This is a genomic window from Bradyrhizobium sp. B097, from assembly GCF_038957035.1.
GTDB lineage: Bacteria > Pseudomonadota > Alphaproteobacteria > Rhizobiales > Xanthobacteraceae > Bradyrhizobium.
Genome location: NZ_CP152412.1, coordinates 2610397 through 2631526 on the forward strand (window position 1 = coordinate 2610397; position 21130 = coordinate 2631526).

13 protein-coding genes are annotated in these 21130 nt (G+C 65.5%); 3 read left to right on the forward strand and 10 right to left on the reverse strand.

Annotated elements, in window-relative coordinates; genetic code table 11:
- Positions 1 to 338: 338 nt before the first annotated feature.
- Entirely contained in the window at positions 339 to 503 is a 165-nt protein-coding gene (locus AAFG07_RS12120; protein ID WP_076865768.1) for a DUF3309 family protein, read from the reverse strand.
- Between the two features lie 165 nt (positions 504 to 668).
- Here AAFG07_RS12120 and AAFG07_RS12125 point away from each other — a divergent pair, with 165 nt between their 5' ends.
- Positions 669 to 977, forward strand: coding sequence for a polyhydroxyalkanoic acid system family protein (locus tag AAFG07_RS12125; RefSeq protein ID WP_342727467.1), 309 nt, complete (start codon positions 669 to 671; stop codon positions 975 to 977).
- A 9-nt stretch (positions 978 to 986) separates the two neighbouring features.
- Here the strand turns inward: AAFG07_RS12125 and treY are convergent, their stop codons facing one another.
- From treY to AAFG07_RS12155, 6 genes are read right to left on the reverse strand one after another with little or no spacing between them, the layout of a single operon-like run.
- Positions 987 to 3770, reverse strand: coding sequence for a malto-oligosyltrehalose synthase (gene treY, locus AAFG07_RS12130; protein WP_342727468.1), 2784 nt, complete (start codon positions 3768 to 3770; stop codon positions 987 to 989).
- A 4-nt stretch (positions 3771 to 3774) separates the two neighbouring features.
- Positions 3775 to 5529: a malto-oligosyltrehalose trehalohydrolase gene (gene treZ, locus AAFG07_RS12135; protein WP_342727469.1), complete on the reverse strand. Its 1755-nt coding sequence runs from the start codon at positions 5527 to 5529 to the stop codon at positions 3775 to 3777.
- Positions 5526 to 7598 (reverse strand): glycogen debranching protein GlgX, encoded by a 2073-nt coding sequence (gene glgX / locus AAFG07_RS12140; protein WP_342727470.1) that lies wholly within the window; start codon positions 7596 to 7598, stop codon positions 5526 to 5528. The genes treZ and glgX overlap by 4 nt, the downstream gene beginning before the upstream one ends.
- A 3-nt stretch (positions 7599 to 7601) precedes the next feature.
- The gene (glgB, locus tag AAFG07_RS12145; RefSeq protein WP_342727471.1) at positions 7602 to 9749 is read right to left on the reverse strand and encodes a 1,4-alpha-glucan branching protein GlgB; all 2148 of its coding nucleotides are present in this window, start codon (positions 9747 to 9749) and stop codon (positions 7602 to 7604) included.
- A complete protein-coding gene (gene treS / locus AAFG07_RS12150; RefSeq protein ID WP_342727472.1) occupies positions 9746 to 13051 on the reverse strand; it encodes a maltose alpha-D-glucosyltransferase in 3306 nt (1101 codons plus the stop codon). Before treS ends, glgB begins: the two co-directional genes overlap by 4 nt.
- Before the next feature lie 10 nt (positions 13052 to 13061).
- The gene (locus AAFG07_RS12155; RefSeq protein ID WP_342727473.1) at positions 13062 to 15011 is read right to left on the reverse strand and encodes an alpha-1,4-glucan--maltose-1-phosphate maltosyltransferase; all 1950 of its coding nucleotides are present in this window, start codon (positions 15009 to 15011) and stop codon (positions 13062 to 13064) included.
- 203 nt (positions 15012 to 15214) lie between these two features.
- Here AAFG07_RS12155 and malQ point away from each other — a divergent pair, with 203 nt between their 5' ends.
- Together malQ and AAFG07_RS12165 are read left to right on the forward strand one after the other, a co-directional pair.
- A complete protein-coding gene (malQ, locus tag AAFG07_RS12160) occupies positions 15215 to 17164 on the forward strand; it encodes a 4-alpha-glucanotransferase (RefSeq protein ID WP_342727474.1) in 1950 nt (649 codons plus the stop codon).
- A gap of 15 nt (positions 17165 to 17179) precedes the next feature.
- Complete coding sequence (locus tag AAFG07_RS12165; protein ID WP_342727475.1) at positions 17180 to 18988, forward strand: glycoside hydrolase family 15 protein; 1809 nt, start codon at positions 17180 to 17182, stop codon at positions 18986 to 18988.
- Positions 18989 to 19030: 42 nt separating this feature from the next.
- Here AAFG07_RS12165 and AAFG07_RS12170 read toward each other — a convergent pair whose 3' ends face one another.
- The 3 genes from AAFG07_RS12170 to pgl are packed head-to-tail and all read right to left on the reverse strand — an operon-like array spanning position 19031 to position 21129.
- On the reverse strand, positions 19031 to 19837 hold the full coding sequence (locus tag AAFG07_RS12170; protein WP_342727476.1) for an HAD family hydrolase: 807 nt from the start codon (positions 19835 to 19837) through the stop codon (positions 19031 to 19033).
- Entirely contained in the window at positions 19834 to 20322 is a 489-nt protein-coding gene (locus AAFG07_RS12175) for a gluconokinase (protein WP_342729134.1), read from the reverse strand. Before AAFG07_RS12175 ends, AAFG07_RS12170 begins: the two co-directional genes overlap by 4 nt.
- A 54-nt stretch (positions 20323 to 20376) precedes the next feature.
- Positions 20377 to 21129, reverse strand: a complete 753-nt coding sequence (gene pgl, locus AAFG07_RS12180; RefSeq protein WP_342727477.1) for a 6-phosphogluconolactonase — start codon at positions 21127 to 21129, stop codon at positions 20377 to 20379.
- Position 21130 lies beyond the last annotated feature (1 nt).

A 21130-nucleotide genomic window follows, 5' to 3' on the forward strand; every position in this document is an offset into this window, starting at 1 on the left:
CAATCATCGGTGCCTCGGGAATACTGGATCACCCGCGAAAGCTTTCGCGGGGTGATGGCACCGCTGCTTGACATCTTGAATTGCGACCCACCCTCATCGTCGTCCCTGCGAAAGCAGGGACCCATAACCACGAATGGTAGTTGTTGGATGATGCCGGAACGACGCGTCCCGTTCACAACATCCGCCGCGGAGTATGGGTCCCTGCTTTCGCAGGGACGACGCTGGGAGAAGCCGCGGCTCATCGGTTCAATCGTCGACGTCTCTGGAATACTGGATCACCCGCTTTCGCGGGTGATGACCGTTGTTGATGCGGATCGTGCGCAACACGCGTCTGGGCGCTAGAGGCGTCCTAGCAATAGCAGGATCAGCAGAATCACGATCACGAGGCCGAGACCGCCGCCGCCATAGTAGCCGGTGCCGTAGAACGGTCCGCCGCCAATGCCGCTGAAGCCGCCAAGCAACGCGATGACCAGAATGATAAGAATGATCGTTCCAAGTGACATCTCAATCTCTCCTCAGCCCACGGGCCTGTCGTCTCTGCCCTTCGGGGGAGGAAACAACCCGCAACTGTGAAGGTTCCGGTTTGAGCGGTGCGATAAAACCATGTGATCTTCCATTTGCGGTGGAACAGAATTACATCAACGGAATCCATGGAGGAGTGCACCGCGATGTCGGCTCCGCTGATCGTTTCGATTCCCCACAGCCTCGGCCGCGACGAGGCCATGCGCCGCCTGAAGACGGGCCTGTCGCGCGCAGCGGCGAACGTGCCTGTGATGAGCGTCGACGAAGAGCGCTGGGAGAATAACCGCATGAGCTTCCGCGTCCGCGCGCTGGGGCAGGTCGCCGCCGGACATCTCGATGTCGAGGATACCCATGTGCGCCTGGAGGTGACGCTGCCGTGGCTGCTGCAACGCTTCGCCGAGGTCGCGCAGGTCGCCATTCAGAAGAGCGGGCAGTTGCTGCTGACCAAGCGCTGACGCGCGGCGCTAGCCGTGCGCGCGTGCTCGTTTCGGGGCTTGCTTCATTCCGGCCGCAGCCTTCGCCTTCAGCACCGCGACCGGCAGCCTGGCGAACAGCGTCGAGAGCTGAATTCTGCTGTCGCCGCCCGGGAGCGCGTATCCAGCGAGGTCGATCTCGCCGTCAAAGGCCTCAGCGCGCGGCCAGCTGCGTCCGCCCTGCGTGAACGAGGCAAATGATTTCGCCACTGCGACGATGACCGCCTCGCGGCCGTGGCGCCGTGCGAAGGCGATGACATGATCGCGATGAGGGCCACTGACCGTGAGCGGCTGGTAGTCGCCGCTGCTGAAGACCTCGGGCAGCTCGTTGCGCAGCCGCAACAGATGCCGCGTCCATGCGAACTTCAGGCGGCCATCGCGCCAGTCTTGCGCCAGTGCGTCCCAATCCGGCGTCTCCAGTGCCCCGAGCATGTCCGCGCGTGCGGCAAAGTCGACCGGACGGCGGTTGTCGGGGTCGACAAGCGATAGATCCCAGCTTTCGGTGCCCTGGTAGAAATCCGGCACCCCCGGCATCGTCGCCTTCAGCGTGATCTGGCTCAGCGAGTTCAGCGCGCCGATCAGCGCGATGCGCTCTGCCAGCGTCGCCAGCGCATCGAGGAATTCAGGCGAGACCGTGCGATCGAGGATCCGCGCGATGAAGGTCTTCACGCCTGCCTCGTACGCTTCGTGCGGATTGAGCCAGCTGGTCTCCTGCTTGCCTTCGCGCGCGGCCTTCAGTGCATAGGCCTGGATGCGCGCGACAAGCGATGCGTCGTCCGGGTCCCAGGCGCCGAGCAGGGCCTGATAAAGCATGTATTCGAACGTCGCCGACGGGGCGCGCATCTCGCCGTCGAGCACCAGATGCGGCGCGTTGAGCACCTTCCAGCGCGCCACCGCGCTGGTCCATTCGCCGGGGATCTCCGCAAGCGCCATGATCCGGGCGCGGGCGTCCTCGCCGCGCTTGGTGTCGTGGGTCGCGGTCGCCGTCATGCCGTGCGGCCATTCGCGCGCGCGGGTCTGCATCATGGCGTGGAAGGTCTCAGGCGCGATCGCGTGGGCCGCCGGATCGCCGCCGACCTCGTTGAGTGCGAGCAGGCGGTGGTAGCGATAGAAGGTGGTATCCTCCAGCGATTTCGCCATCATCGGCCCGGTGAATTGCTGCACCTTCAGTGCAAACCGTCGCACCCGCGGCGTGCTGTGCGGCAGCCGGCCGGGCTTCAGCAGGTCCATCGTCAGGGCATCGCGCAGGAAGTCGAAGATGCCTTCGTCGGCGGCGAACCAGTCGGCGCGGGCGCGCTCGATGGTCGCGCTGATCAGCGCGCGGTCATGCGCGGCTGGTCCCGAGGCGGTGAGATAGGTGCGATAGACCGGGAAGTGCAGCACATAGAGCTCGAGCGCCTGCCGCAGACTGTCGGCGGAGAAGTCGCGGGTCGAATAGTGCCCGCTGGCGATGCGCGCGAGCAGCCGCGCCAGCACGGTGAATTCGCTGGTCAGCAAAGTCTCCAGCACGCGGCGCTTGGCTTCGCGCAGCACCGGCGTCAGGTTCGGCGACTGGTTGCTGATCTGCCGCCAGATCTCGTTGAGCGGATCGAGGCCGCCGCCGTCGACCAGCACCTGACTGATCGTGTTCATCCATTCATAGCCGGTGGTGCCATGGACGCCGCTGAATTTCGTCAGCCTTTCGTCCTCGCCGAGGATCTTCTCGACCACCATGTAGATCGGCTTGGCCTTGGCGCCCTGCGCGGAGCGGATCAGGCGGCGCAGCCGCTGGAAGTATTGGGCGGGATCGCGCAGGCCGTCGATATGGTCGAGCCGCAGGCCCTGCAGCCGGTCTTCCGCAATCAGCCGCTTCACGAGACTATGGCTCGCCTCGAAGGTGGCGGCGTCCTCGACCCTGAGGCCGGCCAGGGTGTTGACGTCGAAGAAGCGGCGATAGTTGATGTCGCTGGAGGCAAGCCGCCAGTGGCCGAGCTTGTAGTGCTGGCGTTCCAGGAGATGATGCAGCGCCAGTGTCTGGATCGGCCGGTCCTCACTGGTGCGATAGGCATCGAGCCCGCGCGCGATGATCTCGGCACTGCCCTCGATCGCCTGGATCGCCGCCTTCAGCGTCGGCGCTTCCTTGCGGTTCGGGTGACGCAGCCCGCGATACCTGGCGGCGAGTTCGAGCAGCGCGCGCCCGGCTGCGCTGTCTTCGGCGCCGGCCTCGCGGACGGTGGTTCGCAGCACCTCGCCATAGCGCTCCGGCGCGATCGGCAGGCGGTGCTCGAAATACCAGGCGGAGAAACTGCCTTCGCTTGCGTCGTAGCGCAGCTCGATCTCGCCACGCTCCAGCGCCTGGCCATAGGACGAGCCGAGGATCGGCAGCAGCACGCCGCCGCGCGCGCGATAGGGCAGGAGGTCCCAGTCGATGTCGAAGGAGATCGCGTGCGGTGACACCGGTCCCCATTCCAGCACATCGAGCCACCACGGATTGTCGGCAAAGTGCACGCCGACATGGTTCGGCACGAAATCCAGGATCAGGCCGAGGTCATGGCGCTTCAGCGCATCGCTGAGCCGCGCAAAGCCTGCTTCGCCGCCCAGCTCCGGATTGAATTTGGTGTGGTCGACGACGTCATAGCCATGGGTTGAGCCCTTGCGCGCCTTCATGAACGGCGAGGCATAGACATGGCTGATGCCGAGCGCCTTCAGATACGGCGCCACGGCGGCGGCGGCATCGAAGTCGAAATCGGCAGTGAGTTGCAGTCGGTAGGTTGCGATCGGGATCGCCGGAGGCATTGTGCTATCCGATGTGCCAGCGCACCGCCCAGCCGGGCAGGTCGCTCGACAACGCGCCGCCCCAGATCGCAGTTCCCTTCGGTTCGGCTGCGCCGATGATATCCCGATCCGACAAATTGGCCGTCAGCCACAACGTGCGGCCGTCGCCCATCCGCCAATGCGCGGTCAAGAGATCGCCCGTGACGCGGTCGCCGCCGAAGCGTGCCCCGATGAGCCGCGGCGTGATCTCGCGCCGGCGCGCGGCGAGCAGGTTGCGCACCAGCGCGAGCCGCGCGCGGGCGGGATCGTGGCCAAGCGCCGCCCAGTCGAGCACGGCCGATCGCACCGTCGCCTCGGCAAGCGGATCGGGAATGTCGTCGCCATACTTGGCGTAGGCCCAGGCGAATTCCCGGCGCCGGCCGGCACGGACGGCGTTGGCGAGGTCGCCTTTGAAATCGCAGAAGAACGGGAAGGGCGTCGTTGCGCCCCATTCCTCGCCCATGAACAGCATCGGCGTGGTCGGCGCGATCAATGTGACTGCCAGCGCCGCCTCGATCGCCTCCGGCTTCGCGATACTTTCGAGCCGATCGCCCAGTGGCCGGTTGCCGATCTGATCGTGGTTCTGCAGGAAGTTGATGAAGCAGGTCGGCGACAGCGTGCCGCTCGGCTCGCCGCGGGCCTTGCCGCCCCAGAACTGCGAGACTTCGCCCTGGTAGATGTAGCCGGACGACAGCGCGCGCGCGAGGTCCTGCTTCGGCGTCTTGTAGTCGCCGTAATAGCCCTGGGTTTCTCCGGTCAGCAGCACGTGCCAGGCGTGATGATAATCGTCGTTCCACTGGCCGCGAAACTTGCCGTGCGGCGGGTCCTCGGCGGCATCGAGCAGGCTTGCAATGTTGTCGCCGTTCTCCAGCACGAGATTGATGTGCCGGCCGGTCTCCGTGGCGAGCTTGCCCGCCGCCTTGCTGAAGTCATGGAGAATGGAGATTTCGCCGGCTTCGACGATGGTGTTGACCGCGTCGAAGCGCAGCCCGTCGAAGCGATAATCGCGCAGCCAGCTGACGACGCTGCCGATCGCAAACGCGCGTACCTCGGGCACGCGGTAATCGATCGCGCTGCCCCATGGCGTATGCGCATCGCTGAAGAAGGTGGGCGCATAGCGGCCGAGGTAATTCCCCTCGGGGCCGAAATGGTTGTAGACCACGTCGAGCATCACCATCAGCCCGCGCAGATGCGCTTCGTCGATCAGGGTTTTGAGGTCCTCGGGGCGGCCGTAGGCGCTATCGGGCGCATACCAGAGCACGCCGTCATAGCCCCAGTTGCGCTTGCCCGCGAAATCCGCCAGCGGCATCAGTTCGAGCGCGGTGATGCCGGTTGCCACCAGATGATCGAGCTTGTCGATCATGGCGCGATAGGTGCCCTCCGGCGTGAAGGTCCCGACATGGGCCTCGAGAATGACGGCCTCATGCCAGGGACGGCCGCGCCACTCGGTCGCGCGCCATTTGAAGGCTGAGTGATCGATCACCTCGCTCGGGCCGAACACGTCGTTCGGCTGGAACGCGGAGGCCGGATCGGGCACGTCGACCTCGTCATCGATGCGGAATTTGTAACGCGTGCCCGCGCGCGCGCCGGCGATCTCGGCGATGTACCAGCCGGCGGCATCGCGCGTGAGCGCGTGCGGCTTGTCGAGCAGGAGGTCGACGCGCTTGGCTGCCGGCGCCCAGAGCCGGAAGCGCGCGCCATCAGCGGTCAGTTCGGGTCCGAAGTGCTGCGCACTACTCATGCGGAGCCTGCGAATGCCAGCACCGAGCGCGGCGGTGCCGTGGCGTCGGCACCGGCTGCAAATTGCTCGGCCGTTTGTTCTGCCTTGGTCGTGTTCAAGACCTGCTGCCAGCTCCTGTATTCCGCCATCCGCGGCATCCTGAACACGATCTCCTGCGGCGCGGCATTGAGCACGATAAAGATCGGCGCCTGGCCCTGTTCCATCGGCCCCAGCACGTAGGCGAGGAACCGGCTTTCCGGGAATTTCCAGTCGGACTCCTTCATCTCCTCCGCTGATGGCGTCAGCCAGATCACGCCATAGCTGCCGTCGGCGCGGCGGCCGTCGAGCCAGCTCTGGCAGCGGATCTGGCCGAAGCGCTGGCGGAGCGCGGTGAGATGACCGATGAAGGCGATGGCGTCGTCGTCCGTGCCGAGGTTCTCCCAACCGATCCAGCCGGTCTCATTGTCCTGGCAGTAGGCGTTGTTGTTGCCGGCTTGCGTGTTGGCGACTTCGTCGCCGGCAAGGATCAGCGGCGTGCCCTGTGCGAGCAGCAGGCAGGCCAGCGCGTTCTTCCTGAGCTGGCGGCGCAGCGCGATGATGGCGGGATCGTCGGTCGGGCCTTCATGGCCGCAATTGTTGCTGTGGTTGTCGTTGGAGCCGTCGCGATTGTCCTCGCCATTGGCCTCATTGTGCTTCTCGTTGTAGCTGAAGAGATCGGCGAGCGTGAAGCCGTCATGCACCGTGATGTGATTGACGCTGGCGCGGGTCGCGCGGTTGTCGTGGTGAAACAAATCCGAGGACGCCGTCATGCGGCCCGAGATGTCGCCGATCAGGCTGCCTTCGCCGCTCCAGTAGCGCCGCATCGCGCTGCGATAGCGATCATTCCACTCCGACCATTGCGACGGAAACGCGCCGACCTGATAGCCGCCGAGACCGAGGTCCCAGGGCTCGGCGACCATCTTCGCGGTCGCCAGCACCGGGTCCTGGCGGATCGCGGCGAGGAAGGGATGGTTGCGATCGAATCCGTTCGGCCCGCGCGCCAGGGTCGTGGCGAGATCGAAGCGGAAGCCGTCGACATGGCAGACCTCGACCCAGTAGCGCAGCGAATCCATCACCATCTGCAGCACGCGCGGATGGGTGAGGTTGACCGAGCTGCCGCAGCCGGTGAAGTCGTCGTAGAAGCGCGGGTTCTCGCGGTTCAGCCAGTAATAGGAGGCATTGTCGATGCCGCGGAAGCACAGCGTCGGGCCCATGTGATTGCCCTCGGCGGTGTGGTTGTAGACGACGTCGAGCAGCACCTCGATGCCGGCATCGTGCAGCCGCGCCACCGTGGTGCGGAACGAGTCGAGCGCATTGTCCTGGGCGTAGCGTGCCTCCGGCGCGAAGAAGGCGATGGTGTTGTAGCCCCAGTAGTTCGACAGCTTCTTTTCGACCAGAGTGCGGTCGTCGATCAGGCCGTGGATCGGCAACAGCTCGATGGTGGTGACGCCGAGCCGCTTGAGATGGTCGATCATCGCCGGCGACGACAGGCCGCCATAGGTGCCGCGCAGGTTCGGCGGCACGTCGTCGCGCTTCTGGGTCAGGCCCTTCACGTGGGCCTCGTAGATGATGGTGTCTGCCCACGGAATGTGCGGCCGGATCTCGCGGCGGCCCCAGTTGAAGGTCTCGTCAACCACCACCGCCTTCGGCATGCCGCGGGCATTGTCGCGCCGGTCGAAGGAGAGATCCTCGCGCGCGCTGCCGGTGCGGTAGGCGAAATGCGCATCGCTCCACACCAGCCGGCCCGCGAGTCGCTTGGCATAGGGATCGAGCAGCAGCTTGTTGGCGTTGAAGCGGTGGCCGCGCTCCGGCGCGTAGGGCCCGTAGACGCGATAGCCGTAGAGCTGGCCCGGCGAGACGTCGTTCAGATAGCAATGCCAGACGTCCTCGGTACGTTCCGGCACCTCGATCCGCTCGAGCTCGCGGCGGCCCTGGCCGTCGAACAGGCACAGCTCCACCTTCTCCGCATTCGCCGAGAACAGCGCAAAATTGGTGCCTCTGCCGTCCCAGCTTGCACCGAGCCGTGCGGACGTACCCCCGGTCAGTCGCATGGATCAGCTTTCCGGTACGAGAAAGATCGCTGCCAGCGGCGGAATGGTCAGGCTCAGCTCGGATGTGGCGCCCTCCGAGGCACGGACCTCGCCGATATTGCCGACATTGGTGCCGCCGTAATGGGAGGAATCCGAGTTGAACACCTCGTGCCACTTGCCCGCGAACGGCACCCGGACGCGATAGTTGCGGTAGACATTGGGCGAGAAGTTCAGGACCACGAGGCAGCGGGCGCGCGCATCATTGCCCTTGCGGATCCAGCCGAACACATTGTTACCGGCGTCGTCGGTGATGACCCATTCGAAGCCGGCCTGGTCGCAGTCGAGCTCGTGCAGCGCCGGCAGCGCGCGATAGAGCCGGTTGAGGTCGCGGACCAGGTTCTGGATGCCGCTATGCCTCGGCTGTTGCAGCAAATGCCAATCGATCGAGTGGTCGTGATTCCATTCGCGCTCCTGGCCGAACTCGCAGCCCATGAACATGAGCTTCTTGCCGGGATGCCCGAACATGAAACTGTAATAGGCGCGCAGATTGGCGAAGCGCTGCCAGTCGTCGCCGGGCATGCGGCCGAGGATCGAGCGCTTGCCGTGCACGACCTCGTCGTGCGACAGCGGCAGGATGAAGTTCTCCGAGAAGGCGTAGTGCAGGCCGAACAGGATGTCGCCGTGATGGAATTTGCGGTGGATGGGATCCTTGCTGATATATTTCAGCGTGTCGTGCATCCAGCCCATGTTCCACTTGTAGCCGAAGCCGAGCCCGCCATATTCGACGGGCCGCGACACCTGCGGCCACGCGGTGGATTCCTCCGCCGCCGTCATCGCCTGCGGGAAGTGTGCGTAGAGCTCGGTGTTGAATCGGCGCAGGAAGTCGATCGCCTCGATGTTCTCCCGGCCGCCATATTTGTTCGGGATCCAGCCGCCGGCGGGACGGCTGTAGTCGAGATACAGCATGGAGGCGACGGCATCGACGCGCAGCCCGTCGATGCCGTAGCGATCGAGCCAGAACAGCGCGTTCGACACCAGGAAGTTGGTGACCTCGGTGCGCCCATAATTGTAGATCAGCGTGCCCCAATCGAGGTGACGGCCCTGCAGCGGATTGGCGTGCTCGTAGAGCGCGGTGCCGTCGAAATTGCCGAGACCGTGCGGATCGTCGGGGAAATGCCCGGGGACCCAGTCGAGCAGCACGGCGAGGCCTGCGCCGTGGCAGGCATCGATCAGCGCGGCAAAATCGTCGGGCGAGCCGAAACGGCTGGTCGGAGCGAACATGCCGGTCGGCTGGTAGCCCCAGGAGCCGTCGAACGGATGCTCGGTGATGGGCAGGAATTCGATATGGGTGAAGCCCATGTCGCTGGCGTAGGCGGGAAGCTGCTCCGCCATCTCGCGATAGCTCAGCCACTCATTGCGGCCCTTGCGGCGCCACGATCCGAGATGGACCTCGTAGATCGACATCGGCGAGCTCAGGGCGTTAACACGATCGGGCGCCGGGCGCGGATGCGGGATCTTGCGCTCGTCGATCACGATCGAGGCGGTCTTCGGACGCACCTCGGCGGCGAACGCCAGCGGATCGGACTTCAGCGGCAGATGCTGGCCGTTGCGCCCGATGATCTCGAACTTGTAGTGGTCGCCGACGCGCGCGCGCGGGATGAACAGCTCCCAGTAGCCCGGGCCGCGCACCCGCATCGGATGCCGCCGTCCGTCCCAGAAATTGAAGTCGCCGACCACGCTGACCCGCCGCGCATTCGGCGCCAGCACCACGAAGCCGATGCCGTCGACGCCGTCGAGCGTCATCGGATGGGCGCCGAGCGTGTCGTAGACGCGCAGATGCGTGCCTTCGCCGAGCAGATAGAGGTCGAAATCGCTCAGGATCGGCGGAAAGCGATAGGCATCTTCCAGTTCGACGACGTTGTCGCCAAAGCGGGCGCGGAGCTGGTAGCGCGTCGAGCCGTTCGGCAAGGGACCTGCGAACAGGCCGGCGTCATGGATTTTGGCCAGCGGCGCCGCCTCACCATGCTCCCCGATCGCCTCGACATTGCTGGCATCAGGCAGGAAGGCGCGCACGACATTGCGATTCCCCTCGGCATGAAGCCCGAGATAGTGGAAGGGATCGGAGTGGCGGCCCTCGATGATGGCATAGGCCTCGGCGGGCAGTTTGGTCATGCAACCTCATGCGGCTGTTGGGCCAGGAGTCTCAACAGGCCAGTCAGTGGGACGCGGAGCCAATCCGGCCGGTTGGCCAGCTCATACTCGATCTCGTAGAAGGCTTTCTCAAGCAGGAAAAAGTTGAGCAGGCGGTCGGCTGCCCTGGCGTCGGCGGGCCACAGCCGCTGGCCGGCCATGGTCTCGCGGTAGGCCGCGAGCAGGGCATCCGCGGCCTGGTCGCGCCATTCGGCCAAAGCGAGGCTCAGCCTGCCGCTCTCGTCGGGGGCGACCTTGAGGGCCCGTTCCAGCGCGACAGTCGCGGCATAGTCGATCGAGCGGATCAGCCCGGCGACGTCGCGCGCCGCCGGTGCCTTGCGGCGCCGCTCGGCGATGGTGCGACCCGGTCCGCCGTCGAAATCGATGATGAAGACGTCGTCCTTGACGACCAGCAACTGGCCGAGATGCAGGTCGCCATGATGGCGGATGCTGAACCCGTCGGTCTCGCGCGGCAGCAGCGCCTTGAGCCGTTCCGGCAGCATGTCGTGCTGGGCCTGCAACTGATCGGCCAGCAGCCGGTCGGCCTCTTTCAGGGAGCCGCGCCGCTGCTTCAGCGTGTCGAACACGCGCTCGGCGCGTGCCATGATCTCGTCGCTCCAGCGCTGCAGGTCTTCGGGCCTGGTCGGTTCGGGCGCGAAATCCGGCAGGTCGCGGTTGCTGGCGAGCGCGATGTGCAGCTCGGCGAGACGCTTGCCGCTGTGCGAAAGGTGGCGCAGGTAAGTCGCATGATCGCCGTTCTCCTCCGGATTTTCGCTCGCCGCCAGCAGGCGCTGCCGCTCGACGAGGCGATCAAGGTGCGCAGCGGCCACGGTCCAGAGGTCGCCCTGGTTGACCACCATGGCGTGCAGCACCGCGATCGCGCTGCGATTGTCACCTTCCACCAGTTCCGATGTGCCGAGCAATGCGGGTGTGTTGGGGAAATTGACCACTTCGGTGAGGAAGCGGCCCATCTCGATCTCCGGATTGATGCCAACCTCGAGCTTCCGGTAGATCTTGGTGACATACTCATTGTCGACCAGCGCGGTCGAATGCGGCTGATCGTTCTCGAAGACGCGGATCCGCTCGGGCTGCCGCACCGGGCGGTCGGAGAAGCGGCTGGTCGGCCGGAATTCGAGCTTCAGGCGCTGTTCGCCCTCGTCGACGGTGAGGTTTTCCCGCAAGTTGCGCAGGAACAGGCCGGTGAATATCTGGTCGGTTGAGACATCGAGCAGCGTGCCCTCGCGCGCGCCCTGACGGACGGCGGCAAAGGCGCGCGGGTTGTAGCGCTCGCGGTCGAAGCGCACCCATTCGATCTGCATCGGCAGCACGTAGCGGCTGGTGTTGCCGCGCTCCGTGGTTTCGAAGAAGATCAGCCAGGGCCGGTTGTCGCCGATGTCGCAGAACGGGATCGCGGACACCAGCGTCGGCTGGATCGCCTTCGCCGAATGCTCCGGGTACCAGCGCGTGCGGGCGAGATGGCCGGGCAGCACGTCATGCTCGAACACGCCGCGCTCCCGCGCCAGCGACGTCCAGGTCGAACCGAGCGGCACGACCAGCGTCTCGAACTCCGGCACCGCCCGCGGCTTCACCGGCTCGGACTTGTCCCGCTCCTGCAGCTGGAACCAGTAGAAACCGTAAGGCGCCAGCGTGATCATATAGGGCAGCTCGCCGATCGCCGGGAAGCGCGTGCGTCCGAGCATCTCGAGCGGAATGCGGTCCTTGAAGGCGGAGAGGTCGAGTTCGGTCGCCTGCGCCGAGCGCGACAGATTGGCGACGCACAGGATCGCCTCGCCCTGGTACTGCCTGACATAGGCGAGCACCGAGCGGTTCTCGGGGCGGATGAAGGTCATGGTGCCGCGCCCGAAGGCAAGCGTCGACTTGCGCACCGCGATCAGCCGCTTGGTCGCCGACAGCAGCGACGACAGGCTGCGCGACTGTGCCTCGACATTGACGGATTCGTAGCCGTAGACCGGGTCCATGATCATCGGCGCGTAGAGCCGCGCCGGGTCGGCGCGCGAGAAGCCGCCGTTGCGGTCCGGCGACCACTGCATCGGCGTCCGCACGCCGTTGCGGTCGCCGAGGTAGATGTTGTCGCCCATGCCGATCTCGTCGCCGTAATAGATGATCGGCGTGCCCGGGAACGACAGCAGCAGCGAGTTCATCAGCTCGATCTTGCGCCTGTCGTTGTCCATCAGCGGCGCAAGGCGGCGGCGGATGCCGACATTGATGCGGGCGCGCGGGTCGTTGGCGTAGGTCGACCACAGATAGTCGCGCTCGACGTCGGTGACCATCTCCAAGGTCAGCTCGTCGTGATTGCGCAGGAACAGCGCCCACTGGGCGGCTGCCGGAATGTCGGGCGTCTGCCTGAGGATGTCGGTGATCGGAAAGCGGTCTTCCTGCGCGATTGCCATGTAAATCCGCGGCATCAGCGGGAAGTGATAGGCCATGTGGCATTCGTCGCCATGGCCGAAATATTCCTGCACGTCCTCCGGCCATTGATTGGCCTCGGCCAGCAGGATCTTGCCCTTGGCATAGGCGTCGAGCTCCTGGCGCAGCCGCTTGATGATGGCATGCGTCTCCGGCAGGTTCTCGTTGTTGGTGCCGTCGCGCTCGCACAGATAGGGAATGGCGTCGAGCCGGAAGCCGTCGACGCCGGTGTCGAGCCAGCGCTTCATCACCTGCACGATGGCGCGCACCACGCGGGGATTGTCGAAATTCAGGTCGGGCTGGTGCGAGAAGAAGCGGTGCCAGTAGAACTGGCCGGCTTCCGGATCCCAGGTCCAGTTCGACTTTTCCGTGTCGGTGAAGATGATCCTTGTATCGAGGTATTTCTGGTCGGTGTCGCTCCAGACATACCAGCTGCGTGCGCTCGAATTCGGCGGGCTGCGGCGCGCGCGCTTGAACCAGGCGTGCTGGTCCGAGGTGTGGTTGATGACGAGCTCGGTGATGACGCGCAGGCCGCGCTTCTTGGCCTCCTGGATGAAGCGCTTGAAGTCCTTCATCGTCCCGAAATCGGGATTGATGTCGCCATAGTCGCCGATGTCGTAGCCGTCGTCGCGGCCGGGCGAGGGATAGAACGGCAACAGCCACAGCGCGGTGACGCCGAGCTCCTGCAGATAGCCGAGCTTCTCCGTCAGGCCTGTGAAGTCGCCGATGCCGTCATTGTTGCTGTCGGCGAACGCCTTGACGTGCAGCTGGTAGATGATGGCGTCCTTGTACCACAGCTGGTCCGCGGTTTCGGTCGCGACCTTCTCCTGGCTATTGACGGAGGAGAATACGTTCATGACGGCTCCTTCAGGCGACACAGCGCAACAGCAACGCGGGATCGCGCGCAGGATCCAGACGCAGGCGGATGCCTCCCCATTCGAGCGCATGACGCGCGCCGGTGACGAGGTCTTCCACGGCCGTGACGGGGCGGCGGGCATCGCCCTGGCCGACCATGACGTCGCCGAGCGGAAGCCAGACGTCGCGGGGCTCGGACGATAACGCAATCGCGGCCGCGATCACATTGCCCTGATCGGCCGCCTCCTTGACGAAGCCGATCACGCCGCCGTCATCGACATTGATAAAGCGCAGATCGGCGAATTGTTGCAGGGCCGGATTTCCGTGCCTGATTTGGTTGAGGGCCGCGATATAGGGCTTGATGTTCCCGGCCTGGTCCCAGTCGCGAACCCTGATCTCGTATTTCTCGGAGTTGAGATATTCCTCGCGGCCGGGCACCGGCGTGTGCTCGAGCAATTCGAAGCCGCTATAGATGCCGTAGTTGCTTGAAAGCGTCGCGGCCAGCGCGAGACGCGACTTGAACATCCAGGATTCGCCGCTTTGCAGGTGGAAGGGCAGGATGTCAGGTGTGTTGACGAAGAAATTCGGCCGAAAGAAGTCGCGATCGGGATACGAGATCAACTCGCCGAGATACTGTTCGAGCTCGGAACGCTGCGTGCGCCAGGTGAAGTAAGTGTACGATTGCGTGAAGCCGAGCTTGGCGAGACCCTTCATCAGTTTCGGCCGCGCGAACGCCTCCGAAAGGAACAGCACGTCCGGATCACTGTCCTGCACCTCGCGGATCAGCCATTCCCAGAATGCCAGCGGCTTGGTGTGCGGATTGTCGACCCGGAAGATCTTCACGCCCTGTTCGACCCAGAACAGCACCACATCGCGCAACGCGCGCCACAGCGCGGCGGCATCCTTGGATTCGAAATCCGGATTGACGACATCGTCCCAGCGCTGCGGCGAATGTTCGGCCGTCCGCATCGATCCGTCCGGACGCCGCTTGAACCACTCCGGATGCGCCGTGAGCCAGGGATGATCGGGCGAGCATTGCACCGCGAAATCGAGCGCGACCTCGAGGCCGTGGGCCTGGCATGCCGCCACGAAGGCGCGGAAGGCGTCGAGCGTGCCGAGCTCCGGATGCACCGCGTCGTGGCCGCCCTCGGCCGCGCCGATCGCATAGGAGCTGCCGGGATCGCCGGCCTGCGCGACGGCGGCATTGTTGCGGCCCTTGCGATGGGTCCGCCCGATCGGGTGGATCGGCGCCAGCAGCACGACGTCGAAGCCCATCGCCGCGATATCGGGCAGCCGCGCGATGCAGTCGTTGAAGGTCGCGTGCATGCCCGGCGTCTTGCCCTGGCTGCGCGGAAACATCTGATACCACGCGCCGCTGCGCGCCCGTGGCCGGTCGGCGGTGAGAGGATAGAGCTGCGATCGCACCAGGTCGCGGCGAAACTGGCTGCCGGCCATCGCCTCCCGCAATTCGGGTGCGAGCAGCGCGCCCGGCTCGCCGGTCTGCAGAAAGATTTCGCACTGCCTGATGATGACAGCGGCCGCGGCCGGGCCACCGGCCTGCGCCCGGGTCAGCATGCCCGCGCCTTCGACGGCATCCAGCGTGTGGTCGCCGCCGTCGCGTTGCTTCTGCTCGAAGCGATGCCGCCAGCTGGCGAATTCGTCGGTCCAGGCCTCGATCGCGTAGCTGTAGCGGCCGGGCCGGTCGGGCGCGAAGGTGCCGCCCCAGCGGTCGTCGCTGTGCAACGTCATCGGCGCGTGTTGCCATTCGCCGTCGCCTTCGTGCCGCCACACCAACGCCGCTGCGATCACCTCATGTCCGTCACGGTAGATGTCGGCCCACACCTCGACAGGTTCGCCCGCGATGCGCTTGACCGCAAAGCGGCCGCCATCAACCGACGGATAGACATCGGTAATATGAAAAGTGCCGTGGGCACTCTCGACAGGCCGGGCGGTTTTGTTCACGGTGATGCCGCCATTGAATAGGCAAATGAAGTCCCCGCGCCGGGAAGGAGGCACGCCAGACCCATATAGAAAGCCGCTCGCCGGGTAATGGTTCCCGGTGGGAACGCCGGATAGGGTAGAGCGTTGAACATCAACTATCCCTTTCCCGTATCTGTACAATTTAGCAACGATCCCAATACCGTTGCGAGCAAGCAGCGTGCCGAATGGACCTTTACGCCAAAGCCCAGACCCTGGGAATCCAGACCGAGTATATCGATGGGAGCGGTCACCGCCGTGTGACAACCCCCGAGGCGCTGACGGCGATCCTCGCGGCGCTGCCGCCCCAGACGCCGCGTCGGATGATCGCCGATCCCGTGGTCGTCAGAGGCGGCCATGGCGGACAGACGCAGCTCGCCGAGACGGCCCGGCTTCCGGTGCAATGGAAGCTCACCAACGGCACTGCGGTGCTCGCGCAAGGCGAGGCGCATGAGCGGAGTGTGACGTGGCCGTCGGGCCTGCCCGAGGGCGTGCACCGGCTGCAGCTCAAGGACGCATCGGGCAGCGAGGAGCTGCCGTTTCTGGTGGCGCCGGACGGCGCATTCGGCGGCGCGTTCGACCGCTGCTGGGTCATCGCGGTCCAGCTCTATGGCGTGCGGTCCGCGCGCAACTGGGGCATCGGTGACTTCACCGATCTGCATGGCCTGCTCGAATTCGCCCATCGGCTCGGCGCCGACGGGATCGGGCTCAATCCGCTGCATGCGCTGTTCGACGATCGGCCCGGCGATTGCAGTCCGTACTCGCCGAACAGCCGGCTGTTCCTCAACGCGCTCTATATCGACGTCGCGAAGATTCCCGAATTCCGCGCCGACGCCGAGACGCAAGCCGCGCTGGCGCAGCTCCGCAGCCGCGACATGGTCGACTATGTCGGTGCCGCGGCGCTGAAATGGCCCGCGCTGCGTGCGGCCTTCGCGGCCTTCAAGGCCAATCCCGGCCTCGGCCGCTGGCAGGATTTCGAGGCCTATCGCAAGGAGCAGGGCGTGCTGCTGTCGCGCTTCGCCTGCTTCGAGGTGATACGGCATAAGTTCAATACGCCGTGGTGGGAATGGCCGGACGAGTGGCGGCAGCCCAATGATGCGGCGTGCGCGAAATTGCGCCGGGCGCGCGACACCGCCACCGAGGTCGAGTTCGTCGAATTCGTGCAATGGACCGCGGACCGGCAGCTCGGCGCCTGCCAGGCGCTCGCGCACAAGCTCGGCATGCGGGTCGGGCTCTATCTCGACGTCGCCGTCGGCGTGCAGTCGGATGGCTTCGACGCCTGGAATGAGCAGGTCGCGATCTCGCGTCATCTCGGCGTCGGCGCGCCGCCGGACCCGCTCAACACCGCGGGCCAGGACTGGGGACTTGCCGGCTTCAACGCCGCGGGCCTCGAGCAGCGCTCGTTCGAGCCGTTCAGGCAGATGCTGCGCGCCTCGATGCACCATGCCGGCGCGATCAGGCTCGATCACGCCTTCGGGCTGAAGCGGCTTTATCTCGTGCCGCGCGGCTTCGGCCCGGCCAATGGCGCCTATGTGCTGATGCCGTTCGAGGCGCTGCTAGCGGCGACCGCGCAGGAGAGCACAGCAAACCGCTGCGTCGTGATCGGCGAGGACCTCGGCACCGTGCCCCCGGGCTTCCGCGAGCAGATGAACGGCTGGGGCATCTGGTCGTATCTGGTGATGATGTTCGAGACCGACGACCAGGGCGTCTTCCGCAACGCCGACTATTACCTGCCGAACGCGCTGGTGACGTTCAACACCCACGACCTGTCGACCTATGCCGGCTGGCGCTCGTTCAGCGACCTCAAGACCAAGCGCGCGCTCGGGATCGATCCCGGCGAGACCGACCAGGGGCGCTGGGATGCGCTCGGCCATCTCGACGACGTGCTGCGCCGTCACGATATCCACCACAATGATTTCTATTCGGTGGTGAGCTTCATGGCACGGACGCGGTCGCGGATGATGGCGGTTTCGATGGAGGATTTGCTCGGCATCGTCGAGCAGCCGAACATCCCGGGCACCGTCTACGAGCATCCGAACTGGAAACGGCGGCTGCCGGTCTCGATCGAGCACCTCGCGTCGGCGATCGACGTCGACGCGCTCAAGCGTGCAACCCGCGAGCGGTCGCACGCAGGCTAACGCGGAGCATGGCGCGTGGCCTCTCGCATCGAAGACTACGGACTGATCGGGGACTGCGAGACCGCAGCGCTGGTCGGCCGTGACGGCTCGATCGACTGGCTGTGCTGGCCGGCGTTCGATTCCGACGCCTGCTTCGCGGCGCTGCTCGGCACGTCGCGGAATGGCCGCTGGCTGCTGGCGCCCGCCGGGGAAATCAGGCAGACCTCCCGCCGCTATTGGGACGATACGCTGATCCTGGAGACGCGGTTCGAGACCGAGGACGGCGTGGTCGCGCTGATCGACTTCATGCCGCCGCGCGGCCATGCCTCCGACGTGGTCCGCCTGGTTCGCGGCATCAGCGGCCGCGTCACGATGCACATGGAGCTGGTGATCCGCTTCGGCTTCGGCGTCGATGTCCCCTGGGTGAAGAAGAACCCGGACGGCGAGGGGCTGCTGGCGATCAGCGGGCGGGACATGACCGTACTGCGCACGCCGGTCAAGACATCAGGCAAGGACCTGACCACGATCGCCGATTTCGAGGTCGGCGAGGGCGACACCGTGCCGTTCGTCCTGACATATGGTGCGTCGTATCAACCGGTGCCGGAGCCCATCGATCCCGAGGCGGCGCTGAAGGATACCGAGGACTACTGGAAGGAATGGTGCAGCCGTTCGACTTATGACGGCAGCTATCAGCGCGGTCTCGTGATGCGCTCGCTGATCACGCTGAAGGCGCTGACCTTCAGGCCGACCGGCGGCATCGTTGCGGCGCCGACCACGTCATTGCCGGAAAAGCTCGGCGGCGCGCGCAACTGGGACTACCGGTTCTGCTGGCTGCGCGATGCCACCTTTACGCTGCTGGCGCTGATGAATTCGGGCTACACCGAGGAGGCGGCCGCCTGGCACAACTGGCTGCTGCGGGCCGCGGCCGGTGCTCCCGCCAACATGCAGATCATGTACGGCATCCTGGGCCAGCGGCGCCTGTTGGAATGGGAAGCCGGGTGGCTGCCCGGCTATGAGGGGGCGCAGCCGGTCCGCGTCGGCAATGCCGCGCATGCGCAGCTGCAACTCGACGTCTATGGCGAGCTGATCGACGCCTTCCACCAGTCCCGTATGGCCAAGCTGAAGCTCGACGAAGAGAACTGGTCGCTCGAATGCACCGTCGTCGCTCATCTCGCCGACGTCTGGGACCAGCCGGATCACGGCATCTGGGAGCGGCGCGGCACGCCCAGACACTACGTGTTCTCCAAGGTGATGTGCTGGGTCGCCTTCGACCGCGCCATCAAGAGCGCGGAGCGGTTCGGCTTCAACGGACCGCTGGTCAAATGGCGGGTGCTGCGCGAGGCCATTCATCGCGACGTCTGCCGGCAGGGCTTCAATCCTGGTCTCGACAGCTTCGTCGAGAGCTACGGGTCAAAGCTGCTCGACGCCAGCCTGCTGCTGCTGCCGTCGGTCGGCTTCCTGCCGCCGTCCGATCCGCGCATCCGCGGCACGATCGCGGCGGTCGAACGGCACATGATGCGCGACGGGTTCGTACTGCGGCACGATCCGCGCGAGGTGTCCGACGAAATCCAGCCGATCGAGGGCGCGTTCCTGGCCTGCAGCCTGTGGCTCGCCGACGCCCATGTGCTGGCGGGCAATGTCGACAAGGCGCAAACCATGTTCGGCCGCGTCGTCGCGGTCGCCAACGATCTCGGGCTGCTGGCGGAGGAGTTCGACTCCGGCGCCGGCCGGCAGACCGGTAACTTTCCGCAGGCGCTGACCCATATCGCGCTGATCAACACGGCGCATAATCTCAGTGCCGCCAGGGCCGACGCCGAGAAGCCGGCGGTGCAGCGGTCGACCTGATCGTGGTTTTTGCTTTGCTCACGATCTTTTTAGAAAGCCGCCTTAAAGGCTCATCGTCAGCACCGTGTCCATCGCGCGCGCGAAACCATCGTGCTCGTTGGTTTCGGTGACATGGGTGGCGCGCGCCTTCACGTCATCGCTGGCATTGCCCATCGCGAACGAGACGCCGCTTCGCGCAAACATCGGCAGATCGTTCTGCATGTCGCCGATTGTGGCGACATTCTCCAGCGCCACGCCGAGGCGCTTCGCGATGCCCTCGACGAAGGTGCCCTTGTCGTGGCCGGGCGGGGTGACGTCGAGATAGTAGGTCTGCGAGCGGACCGCGGTCGCATCATTGCCGACCATCTGCTGCATCTCTGCCTCGCAGCGCTGCAGCAGAGGTGCATCCGAGCTCGCGCCGACGATCTTGCAGGCCTGGTCGAGATAGGGCGTGAAATCGCTGACGATGGTCGGGTCATGCTTGATCGCGCGCTTTTCGTGCGCGTTGTACTCGCCGTCAGGATTCCGGGTCAGCCAGCGGTCGTTGGTGAACAGCCAGATGTCGACGCCGCGCTCGCGGAGCAGGTCGACGCTGCGTTTGGCGATGGCGGGGGGGATCAAATGCTGCTCGATCGGCTTCAGTTGCGGATCGACGATCGAAGAGCCGTTGAAGGCGCCGACCGGCAGCGTGATCGCGAGCGGCGCGACCAGGAAGCCCATCCCGATCGTCGGCCGGCTGGAGACGATGGTGAAGCCGATGCCGGCCTCGTGCAGCCTGCGCACCGCGGTCAGGGCGCCGTCGGTCAGGGTCTTGTCCTTGGTGAGCAGCGTGCCGTCGACATCGGATACGACAAGAGCGATGCGGGTCATGAGTGGTCCAGCTTCAGTTGACTGACAATGTCTTCGACGATGCTGTCGACCGAACGGTCGATCGCAACCGTGATCGGGCGTTCGTCCGGTGTCGGCGGCTCCAGCGTCTTGAATTGGCTGGCGAGCAGGCCCGGCGGCATGAAATGGTCCTTGCGCGCGGCCAGCCGTGTGGCGATCAGCTCCTGCGTGCCGTCGAGGAAGACGATGCGGATATCGTCGCGGCCATGCACCAGGATGTCGCGATAGGCGCGCTTCAGCGCGGAGCAGGCGATGACGGCGCGTTCGCGGACGCCGCAGGTGCGGTCGATCTCATTGGCGATGGCGCGCAGCCAGGGCCAGCGATCCTCGTCGGTGAGCGGCTGGCCGGAATGCATTTTCGCGACATTGCTCGGCGGATGAAAGCTGTCGCCGTCCTCGAAGCGCCAGCCGATCCTGATCGCAAGGCGGTCGGCGATGGTGCTCTTGCCCGAGCCGGAGACGCCCATCACGACCAGTGCGCAGGGGTTTTGCCCGTCACCCAAGAAAGTCACCCAAGAGCATCATCCACGAAAATCCTCCGGCAGCGCGGCCTGATCGATCAGCCAGACGGTTTCGCCCAGCGATCGCGCGCGGTTTGCCGGCAGGTTCTCGCCTGCGAACAGGCGCGTCAAGATCGCGCGCTTGTTTTCGCCCGCGACCTCGAACAGCATCTCGCGGCAGGAGGCGAGGGCGGGCAGGGTCAAGGAGACTCGCGGCACGAACGGCTCGACGTTCGCCTTCGGCACCCCGACCACCCAGCGCTGGGTCTCCTCGACCGCGGGATAGCCCGGAAACAGCGAGGCGGTGTGGCCGTCGGGCCCGATGCCCATCAGCACCAGGTCGAACAGCGGCCGCTTCGGATCGAGCTGTTCGGCGCCGTAGAAGGCCATCAGCTCGTTCTCGTACAGCGCCGCGCTGACGTCGGGATCCCTGAGATCGGCGGTGTCGGTTGCGATCGGATGGACATTCGCAGCCGGAGCGCAGCGGTCGAGGAAGGCCTGGCGCGCCATGCTCATATTGTGCAGCGGGTCCTTGCGCGGCACCAGCCGCTCGTCGCCGATGAACCAGTCGATGCGGTCCCACGGAATTCTTTGGCGATAGTCCGGCGTCGCCAGCAGCTGGTAGAGCGCCTTGGGGCTGGAGCCGCCGGTGAGGCACACCGCGACCCGGCCGCTGTTCTGGTCGATCCTGGCGATCACCCGCTCGGCGGCGGTCTGCGCCAGTGCGGCCGGATCGGCGACCGTGATGATCTTGCGCTCGCCGCTCGCGGTCATG